General features: G+C 57.5%; 19 protein-coding genes. 9 read left to right on the forward strand and 10 right to left on the reverse strand.

Features of this window, described 5'->3' with window-relative positions; genetic code table 11:
• Positions 1-79: 79 nt before the first annotated feature.
• From ACKLKD_RS10085 to feoC, 4 genes are all read left to right on the forward strand, one after another.
• A complete protein-coding gene (locus ACKLKD_RS10085) occupies positions 80-2,410 on the forward strand; it encodes a Tex family protein (protein ID WP_080897524.1) in 2,331 nt (776 codons plus the stop codon).
• Positions 2,411-2,825: 415 nt separating this feature from the next.
• Positions 2,826-3,053 carry a ferrous iron transporter A gene (gene feoA / locus ACKLKD_RS10090; protein WP_025711878.1) on the forward strand — a complete coding sequence of 76 codons (228 nt, stop codon included), beginning with the start codon at positions 2,826-2,828 and terminating at the stop codon, positions 3,051-3,053.
• 28 nt (positions 3,054-3,081) lie between these two features.
• Positions 3,082-5,400 (forward strand): Fe(2+) transporter permease subunit FeoB, encoded by a 2,319-nt coding sequence (gene feoB / locus ACKLKD_RS10095; protein ID WP_025711877.1) that lies wholly within the window; start codon positions 3,082-3,084, stop codon positions 5,398-5,400.
• Between the two features lie 9 nt (positions 5,401-5,409).
• Positions 5,410-5,649 (forward strand): [Fe-S]-dependent transcriptional repressor FeoC, encoded by a 240-nt coding sequence (gene feoC, locus ACKLKD_RS10100; RefSeq protein WP_025711875.1) that lies wholly within the window; start codon positions 5,410-5,412, stop codon positions 5,647-5,649.
• Between the two features lie 71 nt (positions 5,650-5,720).
• Here feoC and ACKLKD_RS10105 read toward each other — a convergent pair whose 3' ends face one another.
• The gene (locus tag ACKLKD_RS10105; protein ID WP_002920510.1) at positions 5,721-5,990 is read right to left on the reverse strand and encodes a YdgH/BhsA/McbA-like domain containing protein; all 270 of its coding nucleotides are present in this window, start codon (positions 5,988-5,990) and stop codon (positions 5,721-5,723) included.
• 120 nt (positions 5,991-6,110) lie between these two features.
• Positions 6,111-6,884 (reverse strand): pimeloyl-ACP methyl ester esterase BioH, encoded by a 774-nt coding sequence (gene bioH, locus ACKLKD_RS10110; RefSeq protein WP_025711874.1) that lies wholly within the window; start codon positions 6,882-6,884, stop codon positions 6,111-6,113.
• A 38-nt stretch (positions 6,885-6,922) separates the two neighbouring features.
• Here bioH and gntX point away from each other — a divergent pair, with 38 nt between their 5' ends.
• The 3 genes from gntX to gntT all read left to right on the forward strand — a co-directional run bounded on the left by gntX (position 6,923) and on the right by gntT (position 9,883).
• On the forward strand, positions 6,923-7,597 hold the full coding sequence (gene gntX, locus ACKLKD_RS10115) for a DNA utilization protein GntX (protein WP_042929199.1): 675 nt from the start codon (positions 6,923-6,925) through the stop codon (positions 7,595-7,597).
• Positions 7,598-7,655: 58 nt separating this feature from the next.
• Positions 7,656-8,231, forward strand: coding sequence for a Fe-S biogenesis protein NfuA (gene nfuA, locus ACKLKD_RS10120; RefSeq protein ID WP_002920540.1), 576 nt, complete (start codon positions 7,656-7,658; stop codon positions 8,229-8,231).
• Between the two features lie 335 nt (positions 8,232-8,566).
• Positions 8,567-9,883, forward strand: coding sequence for a gluconate transporter (gntT, locus tag ACKLKD_RS10125; RefSeq protein WP_080897525.1), 1,317 nt, complete (start codon positions 8,567-8,569; stop codon positions 9,881-9,883).
• Between the two features lie 104 nt (positions 9,884-9,987).
• Here the strand turns inward: gntT and malQ are convergent, their stop codons facing one another.
• Together malQ and malP are read right to left on the reverse strand one after the other, a co-directional pair.
• The gene (gene malQ, locus ACKLKD_RS10130; RefSeq protein ID WP_080924237.1) at positions 9,988-12,081 is read right to left on the reverse strand and encodes a 4-alpha-glucanotransferase; all 2,094 of its coding nucleotides are present in this window, start codon (positions 12,079-12,081) and stop codon (positions 9,988-9,990) included.
• A 10-nt stretch (positions 12,082-12,091) separates the two neighbouring features.
• The gene (malP, locus tag ACKLKD_RS10135) at positions 12,092-14,482 is read right to left on the reverse strand and encodes a maltodextrin phosphorylase (protein WP_080897526.1); all 2,391 of its coding nucleotides are present in this window, start codon (positions 14,480-14,482) and stop codon (positions 12,092-12,094) included.
• A 624-nt stretch (positions 14,483-15,106) separates the two neighbouring features.
• Between malP and malT the strand changes: the two genes are divergently transcribed.
• Positions 15,107-17,812 carry an HTH-type transcriptional regulator MalT gene (malT, locus tag ACKLKD_RS10140; protein WP_087806359.1) on the forward strand — a complete coding sequence of 902 codons (2,706 nt, stop codon included), beginning with the start codon at positions 15,107-15,109 and terminating at the stop codon, positions 17,810-17,812.
• A gap of 15 nt (positions 17,813-17,827) precedes the next feature.
• Here malT and ACKLKD_RS10145 read toward each other — a convergent pair whose 3' ends face one another.
• Genes ACKLKD_RS10145 through glpE form a run of 3 tightly spaced genes read right to left on the reverse strand, consistent with a single transcriptional unit; the run spans position 17,828 to position 19,846 of the window.
• Positions 17,828-18,586 (reverse strand): DeoR/GlpR family transcriptional regulator, encoded by a 759-nt coding sequence (locus tag ACKLKD_RS10145; RefSeq protein ID WP_008806995.1) that lies wholly within the window; start codon positions 18,584-18,586, stop codon positions 17,828-17,830.
• 49 nt (positions 18,587-18,635) lie between these two features.
• On the reverse strand, positions 18,636-19,466 hold the full coding sequence (glpG, locus tag ACKLKD_RS10150) for a rhomboid family intramembrane serine protease GlpG (protein WP_008806994.1): 831 nt from the start codon (positions 19,464-19,466) through the stop codon (positions 18,636-18,638).
• Positions 19,467-19,516: 50 nt separating this feature from the next.
• A complete protein-coding gene (gene glpE / locus ACKLKD_RS10155; protein ID WP_004202138.1) occupies positions 19,517-19,846 on the reverse strand; it encodes a thiosulfate sulfurtransferase GlpE in 330 nt (109 codons plus the stop codon).
• A 204-nt stretch (positions 19,847-20,050) separates the two neighbouring features.
• Between glpE and glpD the strand changes: the two genes are divergently transcribed.
• Positions 20,051-21,559, forward strand: a complete 1,509-nt coding sequence (gene glpD, locus ACKLKD_RS10160; protein WP_032740278.1) for a glycerol-3-phosphate dehydrogenase — start codon at positions 20,051-20,053, stop codon at positions 21,557-21,559.
• A gap of 62 nt (positions 21,560-21,621) precedes the next feature.
• On the opposite strand, the gene ACKLKD_RS10165 is transcribed toward glpD, so the two are convergent.
• The 3 genes from ACKLKD_RS10165 to glgP form a co-directional block, all read right to left on the reverse strand.
• Complete coding sequence (locus ACKLKD_RS10165) at positions 21,622-21,921, reverse strand: helix-turn-helix domain-containing protein (RefSeq protein ID WP_025710773.1); 300 nt, start codon at positions 21,919-21,921, stop codon at positions 21,622-21,624.
• On the reverse strand, positions 21,921-22,268 hold the full coding sequence (locus ACKLKD_RS10170) for a type II toxin-antitoxin system RelE/ParE family toxin (protein WP_025710772.1): 348 nt from the start codon (positions 22,266-22,268) through the stop codon (positions 21,921-21,923). Before ACKLKD_RS10170 ends, ACKLKD_RS10165 begins: the two co-directional genes overlap by 1 nt.
• 214 nt (positions 22,269-22,482) lie before the next feature.
• Positions 22,483-24,930: a glycogen phosphorylase gene (gene glgP / locus ACKLKD_RS10175; RefSeq protein ID WP_080897528.1), complete on the reverse strand. Its 2,448-nt coding sequence runs from the start codon at positions 24,928-24,930 to the stop codon at positions 22,483-22,485.
• Positions 24,931-24,937 lie beyond the last annotated feature (7 nt).

Genomic DNA, 24,937 nt, shown 5'->3' on the forward strand with positions numbered 1-24,937 from the left:
CCGGGCGCGGCTGGCATTTTCAGCCGTCAGTCCGTATAACTAGTCCCTGATTTTTGACCCTAAAGATGAATTAAAAGCCATGATGAATGATTCGCTCTGCCGCATTATTGCGGGTGAACTTCAGGCCAGAGCCGAACAGGTAGAAGCTGCCGTTCGCCTGCTTGATGAAGGGAACACCGTGCCGTTTATTGCACGTTATCGTAAAGAAGTCACCGGCGGTCTGGATGACACGCAGCTGCGTAATCTGGAAACTCGCCTCGGCTATCTGCGCGAACTCGAAGACCGTCGTCAGGCGATCCTCAAATCCATCGCTGAACAGGGCAAACTGACCGACGCGCTGGAAAAAGCCATCACCACCACGCTCAGCAAAACCGAACTGGAAGATCTCTACCTGCCGTACAAGCCGAAGCGCCGTACTCGCGGGCAGATCGCCATCGAAGCCGGGCTCGAACCGCTGGCTGACCTGCTGTGGAACGAACCGTCCCACGACCCGGAAGCGGAGGCCGCAAAATATATTGATGCCGATAAGGGCGTGGCCGACAGCAAAGCGGCACTGGACGGCGCGCGATATATTCTGATGGAGCGCTTTGCCGAAGACGCCGCGCTGCTGGCGAAGGTCCGCGACTATCTGTGGAAAAACGCCCATCTGGTCTCCACCGTCGTCAGCGGCAAAGAAGAGGAAGGCGCTAAATTCCGCGACTACTTCGATCACCATGAACCGATCTCCACCGTGCCGTCGCACCGCGCGCTGGCGATGTTCCGCGGTCGCAACGAAGGCGTCCTGCAGCTCTCTTTAAACGCCGACCCACAGTTTGACGAGCCACCGAAAGAGAGCCACGGCGAACAAATTATTATCGATCACCTGGGCCTGCGCCTGAATAACGCCCCGGCGGACAGCTGGCGTAAAGGCGTGGTCAGCTGGACCTGGCGTATCAAGGTGTTGATGCATCTCGAAACCGAGCTGATGGGCACCGTGCGCGAGCGCGCGGAGGACGAAGCCATCAATGTCTTCGCCCGTAACCTGCACGACCTGCTGATGGCGGCGCCCGCCGGGCTACGCGCCACCATGGGACTCGATCCAGGCCTGCGCACCGGGGTGAAAGTCGCCGTGGTTGACGGTACCGGCAAACTGGTGGCCACCGATACCATCTATCCCCACACCGGCCAGGCCGCCAAAGCGGCCGTCGCCGTCGCCGCGCTGTGTGAAAAGTACAACGTTGAACTGGTGGCTATCGGCAACGGTACCGCCTCACGTGAAACCGAGCGTTTCTTCCTCGACGTGCAGAAGCAGTTCCCGAAAGTCACCGCCCAGAAAGTGATCGTCAGCGAAGCCGGGGCTTCCGTTTACTCCGCCTCCGAGCTGGCGGCACTGGAGTTTCCGGATCTCGACGTGTCGCTGCGCGGGGCGGTCTCCATCGCCCGCCGTCTGCAGGATCCGTTGGCCGAGCTGGTGAAAATCGACCCGAAATCCATCGGCGTCGGCCAGTATCAGCACGATGTCAGCCAGACCCAGCTGGCGCGTAAGCTGGACGCGGTGGTGGAAGACTGCGTGAACGCCGTCGGTGTTGACCTGAACACCGCCTCCGTTCCGCTGCTGACCCGCGTCGCCGGCCTGACTCGCATGATGGCGCAGAACATCGTTGCCTGGCGCGATGAGAACGGCCAGTTCCAGAACCGCCAGCAGTTGCTGAAGGTTAGCCGTCTGGGGCCGAAAGCCTTTGAGCAATGCGCGGGCTTCCTGCGTATCAACCACGGTGACAACCCGCTGGACGCCTCCACCGTCCACCCGGAAGCCTATCCGGTGGTCGAACGCATTCTGGCCGCCACCCAGCAGGCGCTGAAAGATCTGATGGGCAACAGCAGCGCGCTGCGCCACCTGAAGGCTGTGGATTTCACCGATGAGAAGTTTGGCGTCCCGACGGTCACCGATATTATCAAAGAGCTGGAAAAACCAGGCCGCGATCCGCGTCCGGAGTTTAAAACCGCGAAGTTCGCCGATGGCGTGGAGACCATGAACGACCTGCTGCCGGGGATGATCCTGGAAGGCGCCGTCACTAACGTCACCAACTTCGGCGCGTTTGTTGATATCGGCGTTCATCAGGACGGACTGGTACACATTTCGTCGCTTTCCGACAAGTTTGTTGAAGATCCGCACACCGTGGTGAAAGCGGGCGACATCGTCAAGGTCAAAGTCATGGAAGTCGATCTGCCGCGTAAGCGTATCGCCCTGACCATGCGCCTCGACGAGCAGCCGGGCGAGAGCTCCTCCCGCCGCGGCGGTGGCCAGGATCGTCCGCAGGGCAACCGTCCGGCCGCCAAAGCCGCCAAACCCCGCGGACGCGACGCGCAGCCTGCGGGTAACAGCGCGATGATGGATGCCCTCGCCGCGGCGATGGGTAAAAAACGCTAATCATCCCTCCCTGCCCCTTTTTCAGGGGCAGTTTTTTTCATAACCAGGCCATCGCCATCACGCACAAAACAGGTTCAGTTATTTCTGATAATCTGCTTTTATTCCACGCCTGAAAGACAGCGAAATTAATATTTTCATTTCGTTAACTTAAGAAACCTTAATTAAACATTAGATCGACGAAATAATATTTCGCACATTTTCGATCACAGACGAATTTTGCGGCACATCAATAAAAAAGTGATTTCCGCTTTAAAAATAGCGTTGATCGCATCATATGTATTGATGATAAAAACCATTCTCATTATCATCGGTTTCAGCGTGTTTTTTCCTTTTTTCGTTGGCTATGGTCTCCGGCGCGACGACATCCCGCCGCCCGGTCAATTCATTTTCGGTTAGCGATACACAAGTAGGCCCTATGCAATTCACACCTGATAGTGCGTGGAAAATTATTGGATTCTCCCGCGATATTAGCCCAGCATACCGTCAGAAATTGCTCTCCCTCGGCATGCTGCCCGGTTCCTCTTTTCATGTGGTTCGCGTGGCGCCGCTCGGCGACCCTATTCATATCGAAACCCGACGCGTCAGTCTGGTATTACGCAAAAAAGATCTCGCCTTAATCGAACTGGAAGCGGTTGCACAATAACGGCTGGCCCGGCACAAGAGTCTGAAATATGAAAAAATTAACCGTTGGTTTAATTGGTAATCCTAATTCCGGCAAGACCACTTTATTTAATCAGTTGACCGGCGCGCGTCAGCGCGTGGGCAACTGGGCCGGGGTGACCGTTGAGCGTAAAGAGGGCATTTTCGCCACTACCGACCATCAGGTCACGCTGGTCGACCTCCCGGGAACCTACTCCCTGACCACCATCTCTTCGCAGACCTCGCTGGACGAGCAGATTGCCTGCCACTATATCCTGAGCGGCGATGCCGACATGCTGATTAACGTGGTCGACGCCTCTAACCTTGAGCGCAACCTCTATCTGACGCTGCAGCTACTCGAACTGGGGATCCCCTGCGTCGTTGCGCTGAACATGCTGGATATTGCCGAAAAGCAGCAGGTGCGTATTGATATCGATGCTCTCGCCGCCCGCCTCGGCTGTCCGGTCATTCCGCTGGTTTCGACCCGCGGTCGCGGGATCGAAGCGCTGAAGATCGCTCTCGACCGCCACCAGGCCAACAGCGATATTGAGCTGGTCCACTATCCGCAGCCGCTGCTGCGCGAAGCTGACCTGCTGGCGCAGCAGATGTCGGCGCAGATCCCGGCCCGCCAGCGGCGCTGGCTGGGCCTGCAGATGCTGGAAGGTGATATCTACAGCCGGGCCTATGCCGGCGACGCCGCTGACAAACTGGATATCGCTCTGGCGAACCTCAGCGACGAGATCGACGATCCGGCGCTGCATATCGCAGACGCCCGCTATCAGACCATCGCTGCCGTTTGCGATGCCGTCAGCAACACCCTGACCGCCGAGCCAAGCCGCTTCACCGCCGCGATGGACAAAGTGATCCTCAACCGCTTCCTCGGGTTGCCGATTTTCCTCTTTGTCATGTACCTGATGTTCCTGCTGGCAATCAACATTGGCGGCGCGCTACAGCCGATTTTCGATGCTGGCTCGGTCGCGATCTTTGTGCATGGCATTCAATGGCTGGGTTACACCCTGCACTTCCCGGACTGGCTGACCGTGTTCCTCGCCCAGGGGATCGGCGGCGGTATCAACACGGTGCTGCCGCTGGTGCCGCAGATCGGCATGATGTATCTGTTCCTCTCCTTCCTTGAGGACTCCGGCTACATGGCGCGCGCCGCCTTTGTCATGGACCGGCTGATGCAAGCCCTCGGCCTGCCGGGGAAATCCTTCGTTCCGCTGATTGTCGGTTTCGGCTGCAACGTGCCGTCGGTGATGGGTGCCCGTACCCTTGACGCCCCGCGTGAGCGTCTGATGACTATTATGATGGCGCCGTTTATGTCCTGCGGCGCGCGGCTGGCAATCTTCGCCGTCTTCGCGGCCGCCTTCTTCGGGCAGAACGGCGCGCTGGCGGTCTTCTCGCTGTACGTGCTGGGCATTGTGATGGCGATTCTCACCGGCCTGATGCTGAAGCACACCATTATGCGCGGTGAAGCCTCGCCGTTCGTGATGGAGCTGCCGGTGTACCACGTCCCGCACATCAAGAGCCTGATTATCCAGACCTGGCAGCGCCTGAAAGGCTTTGTGCTGCGCGCCGGGAAGGTGATCGTCATCGTCAGTATCTTCCTCAGTGCACTGAACAGCTTCTCACTGAGCGGTAAAGTCGTCGACAACATCAACGACTCCGCGCTGGCCTCGGTGAGCCGGGTCATTACCCCGGTGTTTAAGCCGATCGGCGTGCATGAAGATAACTGGCAGGCCACCGTCGGCCTGTTTACTGGCGCGATGGCGAAAGAGGTTGTAGTGGGTACGTTGAACACCCTCTATACCGCTGAAGATATCCAGAACGAGGACTTCAATCCGCAAACCTTCAGCCTCGGCGAAGAACTGCTGGCCGCCGTCGACGAAACCTGGCAGGGACTGAAAGACACCTTCAGCCTCAGCGTCCTGGCCAACCCCATCGAAGCCAGCAAAGGCGATGGTGAAATGGCCACTGGCGCCATGGGCGTGATGGGCAGTAAATTTGGCAGCGCGGCGGCGGCATACAGCTACCTGATTTTCGTCCTGCTCTATATCCCCTGCATCTCGGTGATGGGCGCTATCGCCCGCGAATCGAGCCGCGGCTGGATGACCTTCTCCATTCTGTGGGGTCTGAATATTGCCTATTCGCTCTCGACGCTCTACTACCAGACCGTCAGCTTTAGCGATCATCCGCGCTACAGCCTGGTATGTATCCTGGCAGTAGTGTTGTTCAACGTGGTGCTCTTCGGCCTGCTGCGCCGCGCGCGCAGCCGGGTGGACGTCTCCCTGCTGGCCACGCGGAAAACGCCAACCTCCTGCTGCGCCAGCCCGGCTGGCGATTGCCACTAAGGAGGGCCTGTGGCGTCGTTAATGGAAGTCCGCGATATGCTGGCCCTGCAGGGCCGCATGGAGGCAAAACAGCTCAGCGCTCGCCTGCAGACGCCTCAGCCAATGATTGACGCCATGCTTGAGCGAATGGAAGCCATGGGTAAGGTGGTACGGATCAGCGAAACGAGCGAAGGCTGCCTTTCAGGCAGCTGTAAAAGCTGTCCTGAAGGAAAAGTCGCGTGCCAGCAGGAGTGGTGGGCGCTGCGATGAAAACAGCATGGCCAGAATAGCGTGAGATATCAGTAAAAAACGGGCCTGCTGGCCCGTTTTTTATGACTGGATTATTTATAAACGTCAGCGTTAGCGTGAACGGTTTTTTCGTTTTTCTGCCCGGCAATCACCACAAAGTACTTCCCGCCCAGCTCATCCGCTTTTTTAGACAGATCGCGGCGGGCGTCCATCGGCGAGGTGGTCCTTGAGGTCGTGATGCTGCCGACCTTGGTCAGGTTCATCTTCGCCACATCTTCTTTTTGGATCTCTTTCGCAGCGAACGCGCCGAAAGACAGGGTGCCTATCACCAGAGATGCAACCATTCCTGTAACAAGTTTCATAGCCTCTACTCTCCATAAGGTTGTTATTGTAGGCCACGATGGCGGAATGAAATAATCAACCACCGTGACAACCTAAGTATTGCTATGAATGGCCCTTTTACCATGACGTGGCAAAAAAAATTAACCCAGCCGCTTTTTTAACGCCAGCAGCGGCTCGCAGAAGGCCTCGGGATGGGAAACGAACGGCGCATGCGCTGCCTTATCGAAGAGGATTGACTCACTTTCCGGCCACAGATCGTCCAGCAACGGGACGATCTTGCGCGGCACCAGTCCGTCCAGCCGACCGTACAGCCGCAAAAACGGCATTGGCAGCCCGACCAGCGCCTGGCGCAGATCAACGGTTCTGAGGATCTCCAGCCCACCGTTCAGCGCCTCGGCGGAAGGCATCGGCAGCGAGAGCACCGCCTGCTTTAACGCTCGCGCATCCTGACGCGCGCTCTCTGTGCCCATGGTTTGCAGAGCAAGGAACCGCTCGACGGTGCGCTGGAAATCGTCGCTTAGCTGCTGCTGAAACCCGGCCAGCACCTCGGGCTTAATGCCGGGCCAGTCGTCGCGGGCCGCGAAACAGGGGGAAGAGGCGACCGTCACCAGCGCCTGCACGCGTTCCGGGTGCATAAGCGCGACCTGGCTGGCCACCAGTCCGCCCAGGCTCCAGCCCAGCCACACTGCCTGTGGAGGGGCCTGCTCAAGCACCCGCTGCGCCATCGCCTCGAGCGACATCGCGCCATACCCGCCGCTGCGGCCATACCCCGGCAGATCCACCAGGTGGAGGGTAAAATGCGAAGCCAGCTGCGGCGTGATGCAATCCCATACCTGAGCGTTCAGCCCCCAGCCGTGCAGCAGCACAAGATGACAATCACCTTCGCCAATAGTCTGCCACCAGATGTCGTTCATCCGTTACCGTTCTCTTTTTACTGAATAGAAGGCCAAATATGCTAACAGCACACAGCTTATGCTGGCTATGCCAAATGCCGCTGGCGATCGCTCGCTGGGGGATCTGCTCCCGCTGCAGCCGCGCCCTGCTCGCCTGCCCCCCGCTCTGCCCGCAGTGTGGCCTGCCGGCGGCGCTGTCCCAACACCCCTGCGGTCGCTGCCTGCAAAAGCCGCCTCCCTGGCGTCGGCTGGTGGCGGTTAATGATTATTGTCCGCCGCTGAGCGGTCTGGTGCAGCAGCTGAAGTTTCATCATCGTCCGGAGCTGGGGCCCGCCCTGGCACGCCTGCTGCTGCTGCGCCTTAAGCAGCGTCACGATGTGCCGCCGGTGGACGCGCTGGTCGGCGTACCGCTCTGGCGCCGGCGCCGCTGGCACCGGGGGTATAACCAATGCGACGAGCTGTGCCGGCCATTAGCCCACTGGCGAGAATGTGTCTGGCATCGCAACGGCCTGACGCGCCAGCGAGCCGGCGCCGTACAACATTCGCTCAATGCCCGCCAGCGCAGACAGAACCTGAAAAATGCCTTTCAGCTTGAATTTGCCGTACGTGGACTCCATATCGCTATCGTGGATGATGTCGTCACGACCGGCAGCACCGTCGCCGAGATATCCCGCCTGCTTTTGCGAAACGGCGCCGCGACGGTTCAGGTATGGTGTTTATGCCGTACCTTGTAGACCCCCGCTGATGGGCGTATTATAACCCAGTAAAATAGTCAACTATTAGGCCAACGCTATGATCCGTATTTCCGATGCTGCACAAGCGCACTTTGCCAAACTGCTGGCAAATCAGGAAGAAGGGACGCAAATTCGCGTATTTGTGATTAATCCCGGCACCCCAAACGCTGAGTGCGGCGTATCCTACTGCCCACCGGATGCGGTGGAAGACACTGACACGGCGCTGAAATTTGAACAGCTGACCGCCTATGTCGATGAGCTCAGCGCGCCCTATCTGGAAGACGCTGAAATTGATTTCGTCACCGACCAGCTCGGCTCGCAGCTGACGCTGAAGGCGCCGAACGCCAAAATGCGTAAAGTTTCTGACGATGCCCCGCTGATGGAGCGCGTCGAGTACCTGCTGCAGTCGCAGATTAACCCGCAGCTGGCCGGCCACGGCGGCCGCGTGTCGCTGATGGAGATCACTGACGACGGTCTGGCTATCCTGCAGTTCGGCGGCGGATGCAACGGCTGCTCGATGGTCGACGTAACCCTGAAAGAAGGCATTGAAAAACAGCTGCTGAACGAGTTTCCGGAGCTGAAAGGGGTTCGCGATCTGACCGAGCACCAGCGCGGCGAGCACTCCTACTACTAAGCCCTTCCTCCGGCGGCAGCCTGCCGCCGGAGCGTATTATCCATTCTGTGTTACCGCGCAACATCTCCTACTAAACGACCGGCAAAAACCGGGGAAAGAGTATGACTTAAGTCTCATATTTAACATTTTCCCCCATCAGGTGATTCTCAATCCTCACATGTTACCCGTATCATCACCTTCAGGCACCACCGACAAAAAAATAGCCAGCTATCCTTTCTCTGGGTAAGGATAATGCAAGCATTTACGGTGCCGGACTATTTAGCTCCCAGATGGAGCAGATGTCTTACAGGTTGAATCTTTGACGTTACCCATAACAAATTAAGGCCAGGTAAATCATGCCATTAATCATCGTTGCTATCGGGGTTGCCCTGTTATTGCTGTTAATGATCCGTTTCAAAATGAACGGCTTCATTGCGCTGGTTCTGGTGGCGCTCGCCGTCGGATTAATGCAGGGTATGCCGCTGGATAAAGTGATCGTCTCCATCAAGAACGGCGTTGGCGGTACCCTTGGCAGCCTCGCGCTGATCATGGGCTTCGGCGCTATGCTCGGTAAACTGCTGGCAGACTGCGGCGGCGCCCAGCGTATCGCCACTACCCTTATCAATAAGTTCGGTAAGAAGCATATTCAGTGGGCCGTGGTCCTGACCGGCTTCACCGTCGGCTTCGCGCTGTTCTATGAAGTAGGCTTCGTGCTGATGCTGCCGCTGGTATTTACCATCGCCGCGTCGGCCCGTATTCCGCTGCTGTACGTCGGCGTACCGATGGCCGCCGCGCTCTCCGTCACCCACGGCTTCCTGCCGCCGCACCCGGGTCCGACCGCGATTGCCACCATTTTCCATGCCGATATGGGTAAAACGCTGCTCTACGGCACCATTCTGGCTATCCCGACGGTTATCCTGGCGGGACCGGTGTTTGCCCACTTCCTGAAAGGGATTGATAAGCCGATCCCGGAAGGCCTGCATAACCCGAAAGTGTTCACTGAAGAAGAAATGCCTGGCTTTGGCGTCAGCGTCTGGACCTCGCTGGTGCCGGTGATCCTGATGGCGATGCGCGCCGTGGCCGAGATGATCCTGCCGAAAGGCCACGCCTTCCTGCCGATTGCCGAGTTCTTCGGCGACCCGGTGATGGCCACCCTGATTGCGGTACTGATTGCCCTGTTCACCTTCGGTCTGAACCGCGGCCGCTCCATGGAACAGATCAACGATACCCTGACCTCTTCGATCAAAATCATCGCCATGATGCTGTTGATCATCGGCGGCGGCGGCGCCTTCAAACAGGTGCTGGTCGATAGCGGCATGGATAAATACATCGCCTCTATCATGCACGAATCGAACATGTCTCCGCTGTTTATGGCGTGGTCTATCGCCGCAGTGCTGCGTATCGCGTTGGGTTCAGCGACCGTGGCCGCCATCACCGCAGGCGGGATTGCCGCACCGCTGATCGCCACCACCGGCGTCAGCCCGGAACTGATGGTTATCGCCGTTGGCTCCGGTAGCGTTATCTTCTCGCACGTGAACGATCCGGGCTTCTGGCTGTTCAAAGAGTACTTTAACCTGACCATCGGCGAGACCATCAGGTCCTGGTCGGTGCTGGAAACCATTATCTCCGTCTGCGGCCTGGTAGGTTGTTTGCTGCTGGGGATGGTGGTGTAAGGTCACTCTCACCATAGAAAAAGGCCGGTCCGCGTGAAGCGGGCCGGCCTTTTTTTATCGGACATGCTCTTCGCCGCGCAGAGAACGACGCGGCGGAGGCATCATCAGGAGGCGGCTTTCTTGCTCGCCGCCTTACGCCGTTTATCCAGATCCTTAATCAGTTTGTTGACCTGTTCATCGGCAAACATCTGCTCAAGGGTGACAGACAGCTTCCGGCGCCAGTTCGGGTACTCGGTGCTGGTGCCCGGAATGTTAACCGGCGTCGCCATCTCCAGCCAGTCTTCCGGCTGCAGGCCCAGCAGCGCACTGTTACTGTCGGCAATGTAACGCTGCATCCCCCGGTTGAGGATCCCCGTCATGCTCATCAGCGAGGCCTTATGTCCGGCGCGCTTGGGCAGACAACCGTACTTATGCAGCGCGTCCAGCAGCCCTTGCTTCGCCAGCTCGCGGTCCTGATACAATCCGCGCAGCACCACGTCGTCCGGATAGAGCCCCAGCGCTTTACCTAGCGTCAGGTCGCCGCTTTCCCAGTAGCCGCGGAGGGTGGGCAGGTCGTGCGTCGTCGCCACAGCCATTGATTGCTCCGGGTACAGCGCCGGCGCGCGGAACGTTTTCTCTGCATCACTCTCAAAATAGAGCACCTTATACGAATAGACGCCGCTGTTGCGTAGCTTGCTGACGATCTCCACCGGCACGGTGCCCAGGTCTTCGCCGATCACCATGCAGCGATGGCGCTGGCTTTCCAGCGCCAGCAGCGACAGCAGATCGTCGACCGGATACTGAACGTAAGCGCCATGGTCGGCGGTTTCACCATAGGGGATCCACCATAGACGCAGCACCGACATCACATGATCGATGCGCAGCGCGCCGCAGTTCTGCATATTGGCGCGCAGCAGGTCGATAAACGGCTCATAGGCACGGGCGGCAATGATATGCGGATCCATCGGCGGCAGGCCCCAGTTCTGGCCCAGCGGGCCCAGAATATCCGGCGGCGCGCCCACGGACGCTTTCAGGCAGTACAGTTCACGATCGCACCAGGTCTCCGACCCGCCCTCGGCGACGCCCACCGCCAGATCGCGGTAGAGGCCGATCGGCATCCCGTCACGCTGGCTGGTTTCCCAGCAGGCGGCAAACTGGCTCCAGGCCAGCCACTGCAGCCAGAGATAGAAACTGACATCGTCCTCATGCTCGATGCAGAAGGCTTTCACCTCCGGGCTGTTGATATCCTGAAAGGCCTTCGGCCAGGCCGGCCAGCCCCAGCGCAGCGGGTCCTGTTGCACCTGCCAGGCGTGCAGCGCATCGAAAGCCGCCTGCCAGTAGAGGCTTTCCCCCTCGCGCAGGACAAACTCGCGGAACGCCGTCATCTGCTCATCTTCACGACGAGAGAATCGTTTCCACGCCATACGCAGCGCAGTCATTTTCAGCGTGGTGACGGCGGTGTAGTCGACATCATCCGTTTGCCGCGCCGCCTGCAGTGCCTGCTGCGTTGCCGGAGAGTGCCACCACGCCTGCGCCTCTTCGCTATGCTGGAAATCCTCAACCGCGTTGACGTCGATGTAGATGACGTTCAGCCAGCGACGTGAAGATGGACTATACGGGCTGGCGCTCTCCGGGTTCGCCGGATAGAGCGCATGAATCGGGTTAAGGCCAATAAACGACCCGCCGCGACGGGCGATTTCCGGCAGCATGGCCCGCAGATCGCCAAAATCGCCGATCCCCCAGTTTTTCTCCGAGCGCAGGGTATACAGCTGCACGCAGGTGCCCCACAGCTTTTTCCCCTCTTTCAGCGGCTGCGGTTCGTAGCAGCGCGCCGGCGCGACGATCGTCCGGCAGTGCCAGCGCTCTCCCTCCTGGGTGAGGGTCAGGGAGTGGTAGCCCTCCGGCAGTTTAGCCGGCAGCGGCAGCGTCTCGCCGCCGCGGGTTTTCCCTTGATACTGTTTACCGTCCTCAGTGGTCAGGATCCACTGATACTCACCGCGTCCTGCCACCGGCAGCGACATTTTTTTGCCGTGGGTGAAAATTTTCACGTTCGGCAGCGGGTTAACCGCCACTTTCGTGGCGGCGGTAGAGCGATGCATCGCATCCAGCAGGCGCTGTTTGGTGACAGCCGCGATAGACTGCGGCTTGCCGTGCGCATTGATATAGCTGGGGCTGATGCCCGCCGCCAGCGCGGCATTATCGAGGCGTTTACTCTCCATAGGCCTTCCTTTAGCGTTTCGCCTGCCAGATACGTTGCTGATAATCACGGATCGAGCGGTCGGAGCTGAACATGCCGCAGCGCGCGGTGTTGAGGATTGTCGCGCGGGTCCAGGCCTCCTGGTCGCGATACAGCTCATCTACCCGTTTTTGCGCCGCCACGTAGGCTTCGAAATCGGCCAGCACCAGGTACGGATCGCCGCCCTGCAGCAGGCTGTGCAGCATCTGGTCGAAGGCATGCTTGTCGCCATCGCTATAGGTGCCGTTCTCCAGCTCCTTGAGCACCGCATCGAGCAGTTTGTCTTTCTTACGCCATTTCAGCGGATCATAGCCTTTCGCTTTCAGGGCTTTCACCTCTTCCACGGTGTGGCCGAAGATAAAGATGTTCTCTTCCCCCACCTGCTCGGCGATTTCCACGTTGGCGCCATCCAGCGTCCCGACGGTCAGCGCCCCGTTCAGCGCCAGCTTCATGTTGCCGGTACCAGAGGCCTCTTTACCCGCGGTGGAGATCTGCTCGGAGATGTCCGCTGCCGGGATCAGTTTTTCCGCCGCCGATACACAATAGTCCGGCAGGAAGACCACTTTCAGCTTATCGCCGACTTTCGGATCGTTGTTGATCGCTTCTGCTACCTTGTTGATGGCAAAAATAATGTTCTTCGCCAGATAGTAGCCCGGCGCCGCTTTCGCACCGAACAGGAAGACGCGCGGTACGCGATCGGCCTGCGGATTTTCACGGATCTCTTTGTACAGCGCGAGGATATGCAGCAGGTTCAGGTGCTGACGCTTGTACTCGTGCAGGCGTTTGATCTGGATGTCAAAAATCGCCTGCGGGTTAATTTCGATCCCGGTGCGCTGCTTCACAAACTCGGCCAGACGCACTTTGTTAGCCTGCTTGATGTCGCGGTAGGTCTGACGGAACGCCGCATCGTCAGCGTATTTTTCCAGATTGATCAGCTGGTCGAGGTCATTGGCCCACTCTTTTTTCAGCGTCTCATCCAGCAGCGAGGCCAGCGCCGGGTTGCACTGCTTGATCCAGCGGCGCGGCGTGATGCCGTTGGTCACGTTATGGAATTTGTTTGGCCACAGCTGGTTATATTCCGGGAACAGATCTTTCACCACCAGGTCCGAGTGCAGCGCCGCCACGCCGTTGACGGCAAAGCCGCCCACCACGCACATGTTGGCCATCCGGACCTGTTTGTCATGCACCACCGCCAGCTTCGCCCAGACCTGCTTATCGCCCGGCCAGGTTTTGTCCACCAGCTGTTTAAAGCGGTCGTTGATCTCTTTAATGATCTGCATATGGCGCGGCAGCAGCGCTTTCACCAGCTTCTCATCCCAGCATTCCAACGCTTCCGGCATCAGGGTGTGGTTGGTGTAAGCAAAGGTTTTGCTGGTGATCGCCCAGGCGTCGTCCCAGCTCAGTTGGTGCTCGTCAATCAGCACGCGCAGCAGCTCCGGGATGGCGATGGTCGGGTGCGTATCGTTCAGCTGGATCACTTCGTAATCCGCCAGCTCGGCCAGCTTGCGGCCTGCCAGATGATGACGGCGCAGGATATCGGCCACTGAGCAGGCGCACTGGAAGTACTGCTGCATCAGGCGCAGTTTTTTACCGGCCTGATGGTTGTCGTTCGGGTACAGCACCTTGGTCAGTTTTTCCGCGTCGATGCCCTGCTGCTCGGCGCGCAGGAAATCGCCATCGTTGAATTTGGTCAGGTTGAACGGATGAGCGTGTTTGGCCTGCCACAGACGCAGCGGCTGGGCGACGTTGTTGCGATAGCCAAGCACCGGCAGGTCCCAGGCTTCGCCGGTAATGACGAACGCCGGCTGCCATTCGCCGTTTTTGCTGACTTTCCCGCCGATACCTACCTGGACATCCAGCGCTTCGTTATGACGGAACCACGGGTAGCTGCTGCGCCCCCAGTCGTCAGGGGCTTCCATCTGCTGGCCATCGTCAAATGACTGGCGGAACAGGCCATACTGGTAGTTGAGACCGTAACCGGTCGCCGACTGCCCCACCGTCGCCATGGAGTCGAGGAAGCAGGCTGCCAGACGTCCCAGGCCACCGTTACCCAGCGCCGGGTCAGTCTCTTCTTCCAGCAGATCGGTGAGGTTGACATCGTAGCCTTTCAGCGCGTCGCTCACGCCCTCGTACCAGCCCAGGTTGAGCAGGTTGTTGCCGGTCAGACGACCAATCAGAAACTCCATTGAGATGTAGTTAACGTGACGCTGTCCTTGCGCCGGTTTCGCTACCGGCTGCGCCGCCAGGAGTTCCGCCAACGCTCCGCTGACTGCGCGCCACCATTGACGCTGTGTCATCTCGGAAGCGGACTGTAAACCAAAATGCTGCCACTGACGCGTCAGTGCAGCCTGAAACTGAGCTTTGTTAAATGTAGTCTGTGACATAATGAGATCCGGGTCCTTTACTAAAACGATGGCGCTAGTGTGCCGACCTCCCGATTCATCGTCCTCATCCTGACGGGGATTAGACAGGGAGGAGTGGCGGGGATGAGCGAAAAGTGTGATCCTGAACACTATAGTGTGGGTGAGAAGGCAAAAATATGCTGTAAAAATCACCGCGATATGACAATCGAGAGGTTACCTCCGGTAGCTAAAAATTTGTTACAGGCCAATACGCGTAAAAAATCTTCCAGTTCCTCGCCACGTTATTAACAAAATAAATAGAGACCCCTGAAGAAATAAGCACCTTTCATCGCATTGACCCGCAAAAAAGATTACTTCTAAGAAATCGCTGACAATAATTTAATAAAAACAAACAACTACTCTTAGCGTAAAATAAATCTACCCACACTCCGCCAGCTACCGCCTGAAAACCGCGGCCGACCAGTCCTGCCTGCGATTTTTTCCCATTCTCAGCCAATGTCGAAATTTGTGACATAGAGCAAATTCAAGAGCATAAACTTCGGACATAACTTGCAATAAATTTCATAATCGCCGACCTTATTAGATATTAATTACGAAGCGCAAAAAAAATCGCCACCTCTCTCTTGCACAGCGAAATGTAGAACTATGTTGATTCCGTCCAAATTAAGTCGTCCGGTCCGCCTTGAACACACTGTGGTTCGTGAGCGCTTACTGGCGAAACTTTCCGGCGCGAACAATTATCGTCTCGTGCTGATCACCAGTCCTGCCGGGTACGGTAAAACAACGCTCATCTCTCAGTGGGCCGCGGGTAAAAACGATCTTGGGTGGTTTTCGCTGGACGAAGGCGACAACCAGCAGGAGCGTTTTGCCAGCTATCTGATCGCGGCGATTCAGCAGGCTACCGGCAACCACTGCGCGGCCAGTGAAGCGATGGTGCAAAAACGCCAGTACGCCAGTCTCTCCTCTCTTTTTGCGCAGCTGTTTATTGAACTTGCCGACTGGCAGCGCCCGCTGTATCTCGTCATTGATGATTACCATCTGATCAATAATCCGGTGATCCATGACGCGATGCGCTTTTTCCTGCGCCATCAGCCGGAGAATATGACTCTGGTGGTGCTGTCGCGTAACCTGCCGCAGTTGGGCATTGCCAACCTGCGCGTCCGCGATCAGCTGCTGGAGATTGGCAGCCAGCAGCTGGCCTTTACCCACCAGGAAACGAAACAATTTTTTGACTGTCGGCTGACATCACCTATCGAAGCCGATGACAGCAGCCGGCTGTGCGACGATGTCGCCGGCTGGGCCACCGCGCTGCAGCTCATCGCCCTCTCCGCCCGCCAGAATAACTCCTCCGCCCAACACTCCGCCCGCCGCCTCGCCGGGATTAACGCCAGCCATCTGTCGGATTATCTGGTGGATGAAGTGCTGGACAACGTCGACGCCCGCACGCGTAACTTTTTGCTGAAGAGTTCTCTGCTGCGCTCGATGAACGACGCGTTAATTGTGCGCGTTACCGGCGAAGAGAATGGCCAGATGCAGCTGGAGGAGATTGAGCGCCAGGGGCTGTTCCTGCAGCGGATGGATGATTCCGGCGAGTGGTTCCGCTATCACCCGCTGTTTGGCAGCTTCCTGCGCCAGCGCTGTCAGTGGGAGCTGGCGGTTGAACTGCCGGAGATCCACCACGCCGCGGCGGAAAGCTGGATGGCACAAGGTTTCCCCAGCGAGGCCATCCATCATGCGCTGGCGGCTGGCGATGCCAAAATGCTGCGCGATATCTTGCTCAATCATGCCTGGGGTATGTTTAACCATAGCGAGCTGGGGCTGCTGGAGCAGTCGCTGGCGGCACTGCCGTGGTCAAACCTGCTGGAGAACCCGCGCCTGATCCTGCTCCAGGCCTGGCTGATGCAGAGCCAGCATCGCTACAGCGAAGTGAACACTCTGCTGGCGCGCGCCGAGCAGGAGATGAGCGTAGAAATGGATACCGCAATGCATGGCGATTTCAACGCCCTGCGCGCCCAGGTGGCGATTAACGACGGCGACCAGGACGAGGCGGAACGTCTGTCGATGGTGGCCCTGGAAGAGCTGCCGCTGGCCAACTATTACAGCCGCATCGTCGCTACCTCGGTGCATGGCGAAGTGCTCCATTGCAAGGGGAAACTGACCAAATCCCTCGCCGTGATGCAGCAGACCGAACAGATGGCCCGCCGTCACGACGTGTGGCATTACGCGCTGTGGAGCATTATTCAGCAAAGTGAAATTCTCTTTGCCCAGGGCTTCCTGCAGGCTGCCTGGGAGAGCCAGGAGAAAGCCTTCCAGCTGGTGCGTGAACAGCACCTTGAGCAGTTGCCGATGCATGAGTTCCTGCTGCGCATCCGTTCTCAGCTGCTGTGGGCATGGGCGCGCCTCGACGAAGCTGAAGCCTGCGCCCGCCAGGGAATGGACGTTCTCTCAACTTATCAGCCGCAGCAGCAGCTGCAGTGTCTGGCGCTGATGGTCCAGTGCTCGCTGGCGCGCGGCGATCTCGATAATGCCCGTAGCCACCTGAACCGGCTGGAAAACCTGCTCGGTAACGGTCACTATCACAGCGACTGGGTCTCCAACGCCGATAAGGTGCGGGTGATCTACTGGCAGATGACCGGCGATAAAACCGCGGCGGCCAACTGGCTGCGCCAGACGCCGAAGCCGGAATTCGCCAACAACCACTTCCTGCAGAGCCAGTGGCGCAACATTGCCCGGGCGCAGATCCTGCTGGGCGATTTCGAACCGGCGGAAATGGTGCTGGAAGAGCTGAACGAAAATGCGCGTTCGCTGCGTTTGATGAGCGATCTCAACCGCAATCTGCTGCTGCTCAATCAACTGTACTGGCAGGCGGGACGCAAGAGCGAAGCGCAGAAAGCCTTGCTCGAAGCCCTGACGCTCGCCAACCGCACCGGCTTTATCAACCACTTTGTGATTGAAGGCGAGGCGATGGCTCAGCAGCTGCGCCAGCTGATCCAGCTGAACACTCTGCCGGAGCTGGAGCAACACCGCGCCCAGCGTATTCTGCGCGACATCAACCAGCATCATCGCCACAAATTCGCCCACTTTGACGAAGGGTTCGTCGAGCGGCTGCTGAATCACCCGGAGGTGCCGGAGCTTATCCGCACCAGCCCGCTGACCCAGCGCGAATGGCAGGTGCTTGGCTTAATCTATTCCGGTTACAGCAACGAGCAGATTGCCGGCGAGCTTGACGTGGCGGCTACCACCATCAAGACCCACATTCGCAACCTGTATCAGAAACTGGGCGTCGCCCACCGGCAGGACGCGGTGCAGCATGCTCAGCAGTTACTCAAGATGATGGGATACGGCGTCTGACGACGCCGTTGCCGTTTAGCACAGCTCCAGCTGGAGGTTGTTATCGGTGATGACCTTCAGCACGCCCGCCGGCGGCAGCACGTCGGTATAGACCGCATCGACCATACTGATACTACCCATATTGACCATCGCATTGCGGCCAAACTTGGTATGATCCACCACCAGCATCACGTGGCGTGAATTCTCAATGATCGCGCGCTTGGTGCGCACTTCATGATAATCAAACTCCAGCAGCGAGCCATCGCTGTCGACGCCGCTGATGCCAAGAATGCCGAAGTCGAGACGGAACTGCGAGATAAAATCCAGGGTCGCTTCCCCGATGATCCCGCCGTCGCGACTGCGCAGCTCGCCGCCGGCGAGAATAATGCGGAAGTCCTCTTTCACCATCAGCGTGTTGGCCACGTTCAGGTTATTGGTGACAATGCGCAAATCGTGGTGATCGAGCAGGGCGTGCGCCACCGCTTCCGGCGTGGTGCCGATATCAATAAACAGCGTCGCCCCGTCGGGGATCTCGCTGGCTACCCGCCGGGCGATACGCTCTTTTTCCGCCGTCTGGGTCGCTTTGCGATCGTGCCAGGAGGTGTTCACCGAGCTGGAGGGCAGCGCCGCGCCGCCGTGATGGCGGAGGATCATTTTCTGTTCGGCTAAATCATTCAGGTCGCGGCGGATGGTCTGCGGGCTGACCGCGAACTGCTCAACCAGCTCTTCCGTGCTGACGTAACCCTGTTTTTTTACCAGCTCGATAATCGCGTCATGACGTTGTGTTTGTTTCATGAAATATCCCTGGAAAAATGTCGCCTACCCGACCCCTGTCGGTAAGTCTTTATGCGCGTTTTCGCCCATGTAAGGTATCAACAAAAGCCATCGCCAGGCCGGTCGCCAGACCAGCCACATGCGCGCCGTTAGCGATCGCCATGCCGAAAACGTCAAACCAGCCAGCAATTAACCACACTAAAGAAAAGAGTATCAACCCGCGCTGCAGATAAATACCGCTCTGCGGATCGCGCTCGCCCCGCAGCCAGACGTAGCCCATCAGCGCATAGACCACGCCCGATAAGCCGCCAAACCACGGGCCGCTAAACTGATGCTGCACGAAGCCGCTCAACAGGGCGCTGATAACGGTGATCACCACCAGTTTGCCGCTGCCGATGCGTTTTTCCACCGCGCCGCCGAGATACCACCACCATAGCAGGTTGAAGAGAATATGCATCAGCGAGAAATGCATGAAAGCATGGCTGAAATAGCGCCAGGCTTCGAACTGCAGCGAAGGATCGTAGGGCCAGGCCAGCCAAATCATCACCGGCTGATCGCCCAGCAGATTTTGCAGGATAAACACCGCGATGCAGATGAGCAGAATCGCCCAGGTGAACGGGCCGGCGTTATGCCGCAGCGTGGCAAAAAAAGGAAAGCGCTGATAGCGCAACCCGCTATTGGTCTGTCCGGACTGCCAGCTCGCCGCCAGATAACGCGGATCCGCCGGGTTCTCAAGGAAGCGGGCCAGCTCAGCCCTGACACGCCCGGCCTGACTCTCATCAGCCAGCCAGACGTCGCTCTGGGCGTGCTGCTGAATGGTCAGGATAATCCCCTGCGTCGCCATATAATCGACAAACGCCTGGGCCACCCGTGGATTGGCAAAAGAGGTAATCATTAACATGCAGCGAATCGCTTATTCCACACAAAGGGGGATAGTATACCTGCCAGCCGTTAAAACGTCCCGTGCGCCACTTCCGCCGGGAAATGGCGATGCCAGGCGTCGAACCCGCCATCAACGCTGTAGACCTTATCAAACCCCTGCTGCAGCAGATACTGCGCGGCGCCCTTGCTGCTGTTGCCGTGATAGCACATCACCATCACCGCCGTGTCAAAGTCGTGGTCACGCATAAACGCGCCCAGCGTATCGTTGGTCAGATGAAACGCGCCCGGCGTATGGCCCATCGCATAGCTTTGCGGATCGCGGATATCCACCAGCACCGCCGTCTGCTGATGCAGCTTCTGGTGCGCTTCTTCAACGTTGATACATTCAAACTGTTCCATGGTTCTCTTCTCTTTCTCGTCATGACGGGCGATGGCCGGCCCAATTTTACCCTGTAGTGTACCGTCAGGCGGTAAAGAAACGCCAATATGTTACACCCATCACTCCAAAATGTTTTTTTGATGTTACCAAAAGCGCGTTTGTTTGCTATAGTGAGCGATATCGAGCATTTGTGAGCTTAAACGAAAGTGTGAGAGGGTAAGAACGTGGAAACCAAAGATCTGATTGTGATAGGCGGAGGCATCAACGGTGCCGGTATCGCGGCAGATGCCGCCGGGCGGGGTTTATCCGTACTGATGCTGGAAGCGCGCGATCTCGCCTGCGCTACCTCCAGCGCCAGTTCCAAACTTATCCACGGCGGGCTACGCTACCTCGAACACTATGAGTTCCGCCTGGTCAGCGAAGCGCTGGCCGAGCGTGAAGTGCTGTTAAAAATGGCTCCGCATATCGCCTTCCCGATGCGCTTTCGTCTCCCGCATCGTCCGCATCTGCGTCCGGCATGGATGATCCGTATCGGCTTGTTTATGTACGATCATCTGGGCAAACGCACCAGCCTGCCGGGCTCCACCGGCTTGCGTTTTGGCGCAGAATCGGTACTTAAGCCGGAAATTGTGCGCGGTTTCGAATATTCCGACTGCTGGGTCGACGATGCCCGCCTGGTGCTGGCCAACGCGCAGATGGTTGTCCGCAAAGGCGGCGAAGTGCGGACCCGCACCCGCGCCATCTCGGCAAAACGAGAGAATGGCCTGTGGGTGGTGGAAGCGGAAGATATCGATAGCGGCGAGAAGTTTACCTGGAAGGCGCGCGGTCTGGTCAATGCCACCGGTCCATGGGTCAAACAGTTCTTCGACGAAGGGATGCATCTGCGCTCGCCTTACGGTATCCGCCTGATCAAGGGCAGCCACATCGTGGTGCCGCGAGTGCATACTCAGAAGCAGGCCTATATTCTGCAAAACGAAGATAAACGTATTGTGTTTGTTATCCCGTGGATGGATGAGTTCTCCATCATCGGCACGACGGACGTCGAGTATAAGGGCGATCCGAAAGCGGTGACCATTGATGATAAAGAGATTAATTACCTGCTGAACGTCTATAACGCGCACTTTAAAAAGACTCTCAGCCGGGACGATATCGTCTGGACCTACTCCGGCGTCCGTCCGCTGTGTGATGACGAGTCGGATTCGCCGCAGGCGATCACCCGCGACTACACGCTGGATATTCACGATGAGAACGGCCAGGCGCCGCTGCTCTCCGTCTTCGGCGGGAAGCTGACCACCTATCGCAAACTGGCCGAGCATGCGCTGGAAAAACTGACTCCCTATTACAAAGGGATCGGCCCGGCATGGACCAAAACCGCGGTGCTCCCCGGCGGCGATATCGGCGGCGACCGCGACGACTATGCAGCAAAACTACGCCGTCGCTTCCCGTTCATCAGCGAATCACTGGCCCGCCATTATGCCCGCACCTACGGGAGCAACAGCGAGTGGATCCTGAAGGAAGCCAGCGCCCTGAGCGATCTGGGGGAAGATTTCGGCCATGAGTTTTATGAAGCCGAGCTGAAATATCTGGTTGAGCACGAATGGGTGCGCAGCCTGGATGACGCCATCTGGCGTCGTACCAAACAGGGCATGTGGCTGAATGCCGAGCAGCAAGCGCGCATCAGCGAATGGCTGGCGCAGCATGCGGGAAAGTCTGAACTGTCGTTAGCGTCCTGACATCGCGCGGCGCCAGGAGAGAAATACCCGGGCTATGGCTTGCGCTTGGCCCGGATACCTGTTCACAAATTAAACGAGACTTTTTTTCCAGTCGGCAACGTGACATTTATACTGAGTTCTCCCCCCAATGCCGCAATGTAGCGTTTTAGGGTCGAAAGCCGCGGATCGTTATCAGCCTGTTCCATTTTAGCGATCGTTGGCTGCTTTACCCCCATAGCCGCAGCCATCTCTGTTTGTGAAATTTGTAACTCTTCTCGAAGCAGGTTTAATGCGACAGACTGGCGTATCTCTGCCGCTTTCGCTTCAATCCGCTGCTGGCTTTCAGGATTCTGTTTCGCCATCAGTTCTTTTAGCGTGGCCATTATCGCTCCTTAGTCAGGTGCTTGCTGAATTCTCTATCAGCCAGAGTAATCATCTCTTTGTAAAAACGTTTCTCATTCGTGCCATCCTTATTGCCCGCACATAAAACGATAGCTTTCCGCAGAGGATCAAAAGCAAAAAAGGCGCGGATGGGGAGCCCATGATGCTGAACCCGAAGTTCTTTCATATTCTGAAACGTTGAATCTTTCACCGTATCAACATATGGGCGCCCAAGCTGCGGACCAAACTCAGACAAGATGAGCATCGTGGCCAACATATCCTCTTTTAAAGCTCTACTTTGTAATTCGAACCAGGCATCAAACGTATCCGTCGTTTCTACATCCCACATAGGCGATCCCTCATAGCCTAAAGGCTATCATCCATATTATAGCCATTAGGCTATGAACGTAAACTTATTGAGCGTTTATCGTACTGCTGGCGAATTCACGTCAATAGTATATTCCCGCAATAGCCTGAATCCTCCCCGGCACTTTTCCGAATAAAACGTTCGCCACACAGACAGAAACGGGGCCAAATGGCCCCGTTGTGTTGCGTTGACTGGCTTACAGCCTTACCGGGTCGATATGCCAGATATATTTCGCGTACTCCTGGATCGTCCGGTCAGAAGAGAAGTAGCCCATATTGGCAATATTCAGCATCGCCTTATAGGCCCACTCTTCCGGATGTTGATACAGCTCGTCGACGCGATCCTGACAGTCCACATAGCTGCGATAGTCCGCCAGCACCTGGTAGTGGTCACCAAAGTTAATCAGCGAATCCAGCAGGTCGCGGTAGCGCCCCGGTTCCGCCGGGCTGAAGACGCCGGTACCGATCTGCGTCAGCGCCTGGTGAAGCTCTTCATCCTGCTCGTAGTATTCGCGTGGTTTATAGCCGCTGCGACGTAGCTCCTCCACCTCTTCCGCGGTGTTGCCGAAGATAAAGATATTCTCTTCGCCCACGTGCTCCTGCATCTCCACGTTTGCCCCGTCGAGGGTGCCGATAGTCAGCGCGCCGTTAAGAGCAAACTTCATATTACTGGTGCCGGAAGCTTCGGTGCCGGCGAGGGAAATCTGTTCCGACAGGTCTGCCGCCGGAATGATCAGCTGCGCCAGGCTGACGCTGTAGTTGGGGATAAAGACGACCTTCAGCTTGTCGCCAATCTGCGGATCGTTATTGATCACCGCCGCTACATCGTTGATCAGGTGAATAATATGCTTGGCCATATAGTAGGCCGAGGCCGCTTTACCGGCGAAAATATTCACTCGCGGCACCCACTCCGCCTGCGGATCGGCTTTGATCCGGTTATAGCGGGTAATGACGTGCAGCACATTCATTAGCTGGCGTTTGTATTCATGGATACGTTTGATCTGTACATCAAACAGCGCCTTCGGATTGACCACCACATTAAGCTGCTGCGCAATATAGCTGGCGAGGCGCTGTTTGTTCTCCAGCTTGGCCTGACGCACCGCCTGATTAACCGTCGGGTAGTCGATATGCTGTTTCAGCTCATCAAGCTGGCTCAGATCGGTTCGCCAGGTGCGACCGATATGCTCATCCAGCACTTTCGACAGCGGCGGGTTGGCCAGCGCCAGCCAACGGCGTGGCGTGACGCCGTTGGTCACGTTGATGAAGCGCATTGGGAAAATTTTGGCGAATTCGGCAAACAGTGACTCCACCATCAGCCGGGAGTGCAGCTCGGACACCCCGTTAACCTTGTGGCTGACCACCACCGCCAGCCAGGCCATGCGCACGAGACGGCCATTCGACTCGTCGATAATCGAGGTGCGGCTGAGCAGGTCGGTATCGTTCGGATGCTGCTCCTGCAGGGTTTTAAGGAAGTAGTCGTTAATCTCAAAGATAATCTGCAGATGGCGCGGCAGAATTTTACCCAGCATGTCCACCGGCCAGGTCTCAAGCGCTTCGCTCATCAGGGTGTGGTTGGTATAGGAGAAGACCTGGCAGGTCACCTCGAACGCCTCGTCCCAGCTGAACTTATGTTCGTCGATAAGCAGACGCATCAGCTCCGGTATCGACAGCACCGGATGGGTATCATTGAGGTGAATGGCAATCTTGTCCGCCAGGTTGTCATAGGTCTTATGCAACATGTAATGGCGGCTCAGGATATCCTGCACCGTAGCCGACACGAGGAAATACTCCTGGCGCAGGCGCAGCTCGCGGCCCGAGTAGGTCGAGTCATCCGGATAGAGCACGCGGGAGACGTTTTCGGAGTGGTTTTTATCCTCTACCGCGGCAAAGTAGTCGCCCTGGTTGAATTTACCGAGGTTAATTTCACTACTGGCCTGCGCGCTCCACAGACGCAGCGTGTTGGTGGCGTCGGTGTCAAAGCCAGGGATGATCTGGTCGTAGGCTTCCGCAATGATCTCTTCTGTTTCGATCCAGCGGGTTTTCTTCCCTTCCTGCTGAATACGGCCGCCGAAGCGCACTTTATAGCGGGTGTTGTGGCGCTCAAACTCCCACGGGTTACCGTACTCCAGCCAGTAGTCAGGAGACTCTTTTTGTCGGCCATCGACGATATTCTGTTTAAACATCCCATAATCGTAGCGGATGCCGTAGCCTCGTCCCGGCAGGCCCAGCGCCGCCAGGGAATCCAGGAAACAGGCCGCCAGACGTCCCAGACCACCGTTGCCAAGCCCGGGGTCGTTCTCTTCATCGATCAGCTCTTCGAGATCGAGCCCCATCTCCGCCAGCGCGCTGCTGACATCGTCATAAATGCCCAGCGACAGCAGGGCATTCGAAAGGGTGCGGCCAATCAGGAACTCCATCGACAGATAGTATACCTGGCGCACTTCCTGCGAGAGCTGCGCGCGGTTGGAGCGCAGCCAGCGCTCCACCATGCGATCGCGAACGGCAAACAGCGTGGCGTTAAGCCATTCATGCTTGTTGGCGATGGCCGGATCTTTACCGATGATAAACATCAGCTTATAGGCAATAGAATGCTTTAACGCCTCAACGCTCAGCGTCGGTGATGCATAGCTAAAGGGTACATTCATAACAATG

This window comes from Klebsiella sp. 10982, from assembly GCF_048589245.1.
GTDB lineage: Bacteria > Pseudomonadota > Gammaproteobacteria > Enterobacterales > Enterobacteriaceae > Klebsiella > Klebsiella quasivariicola.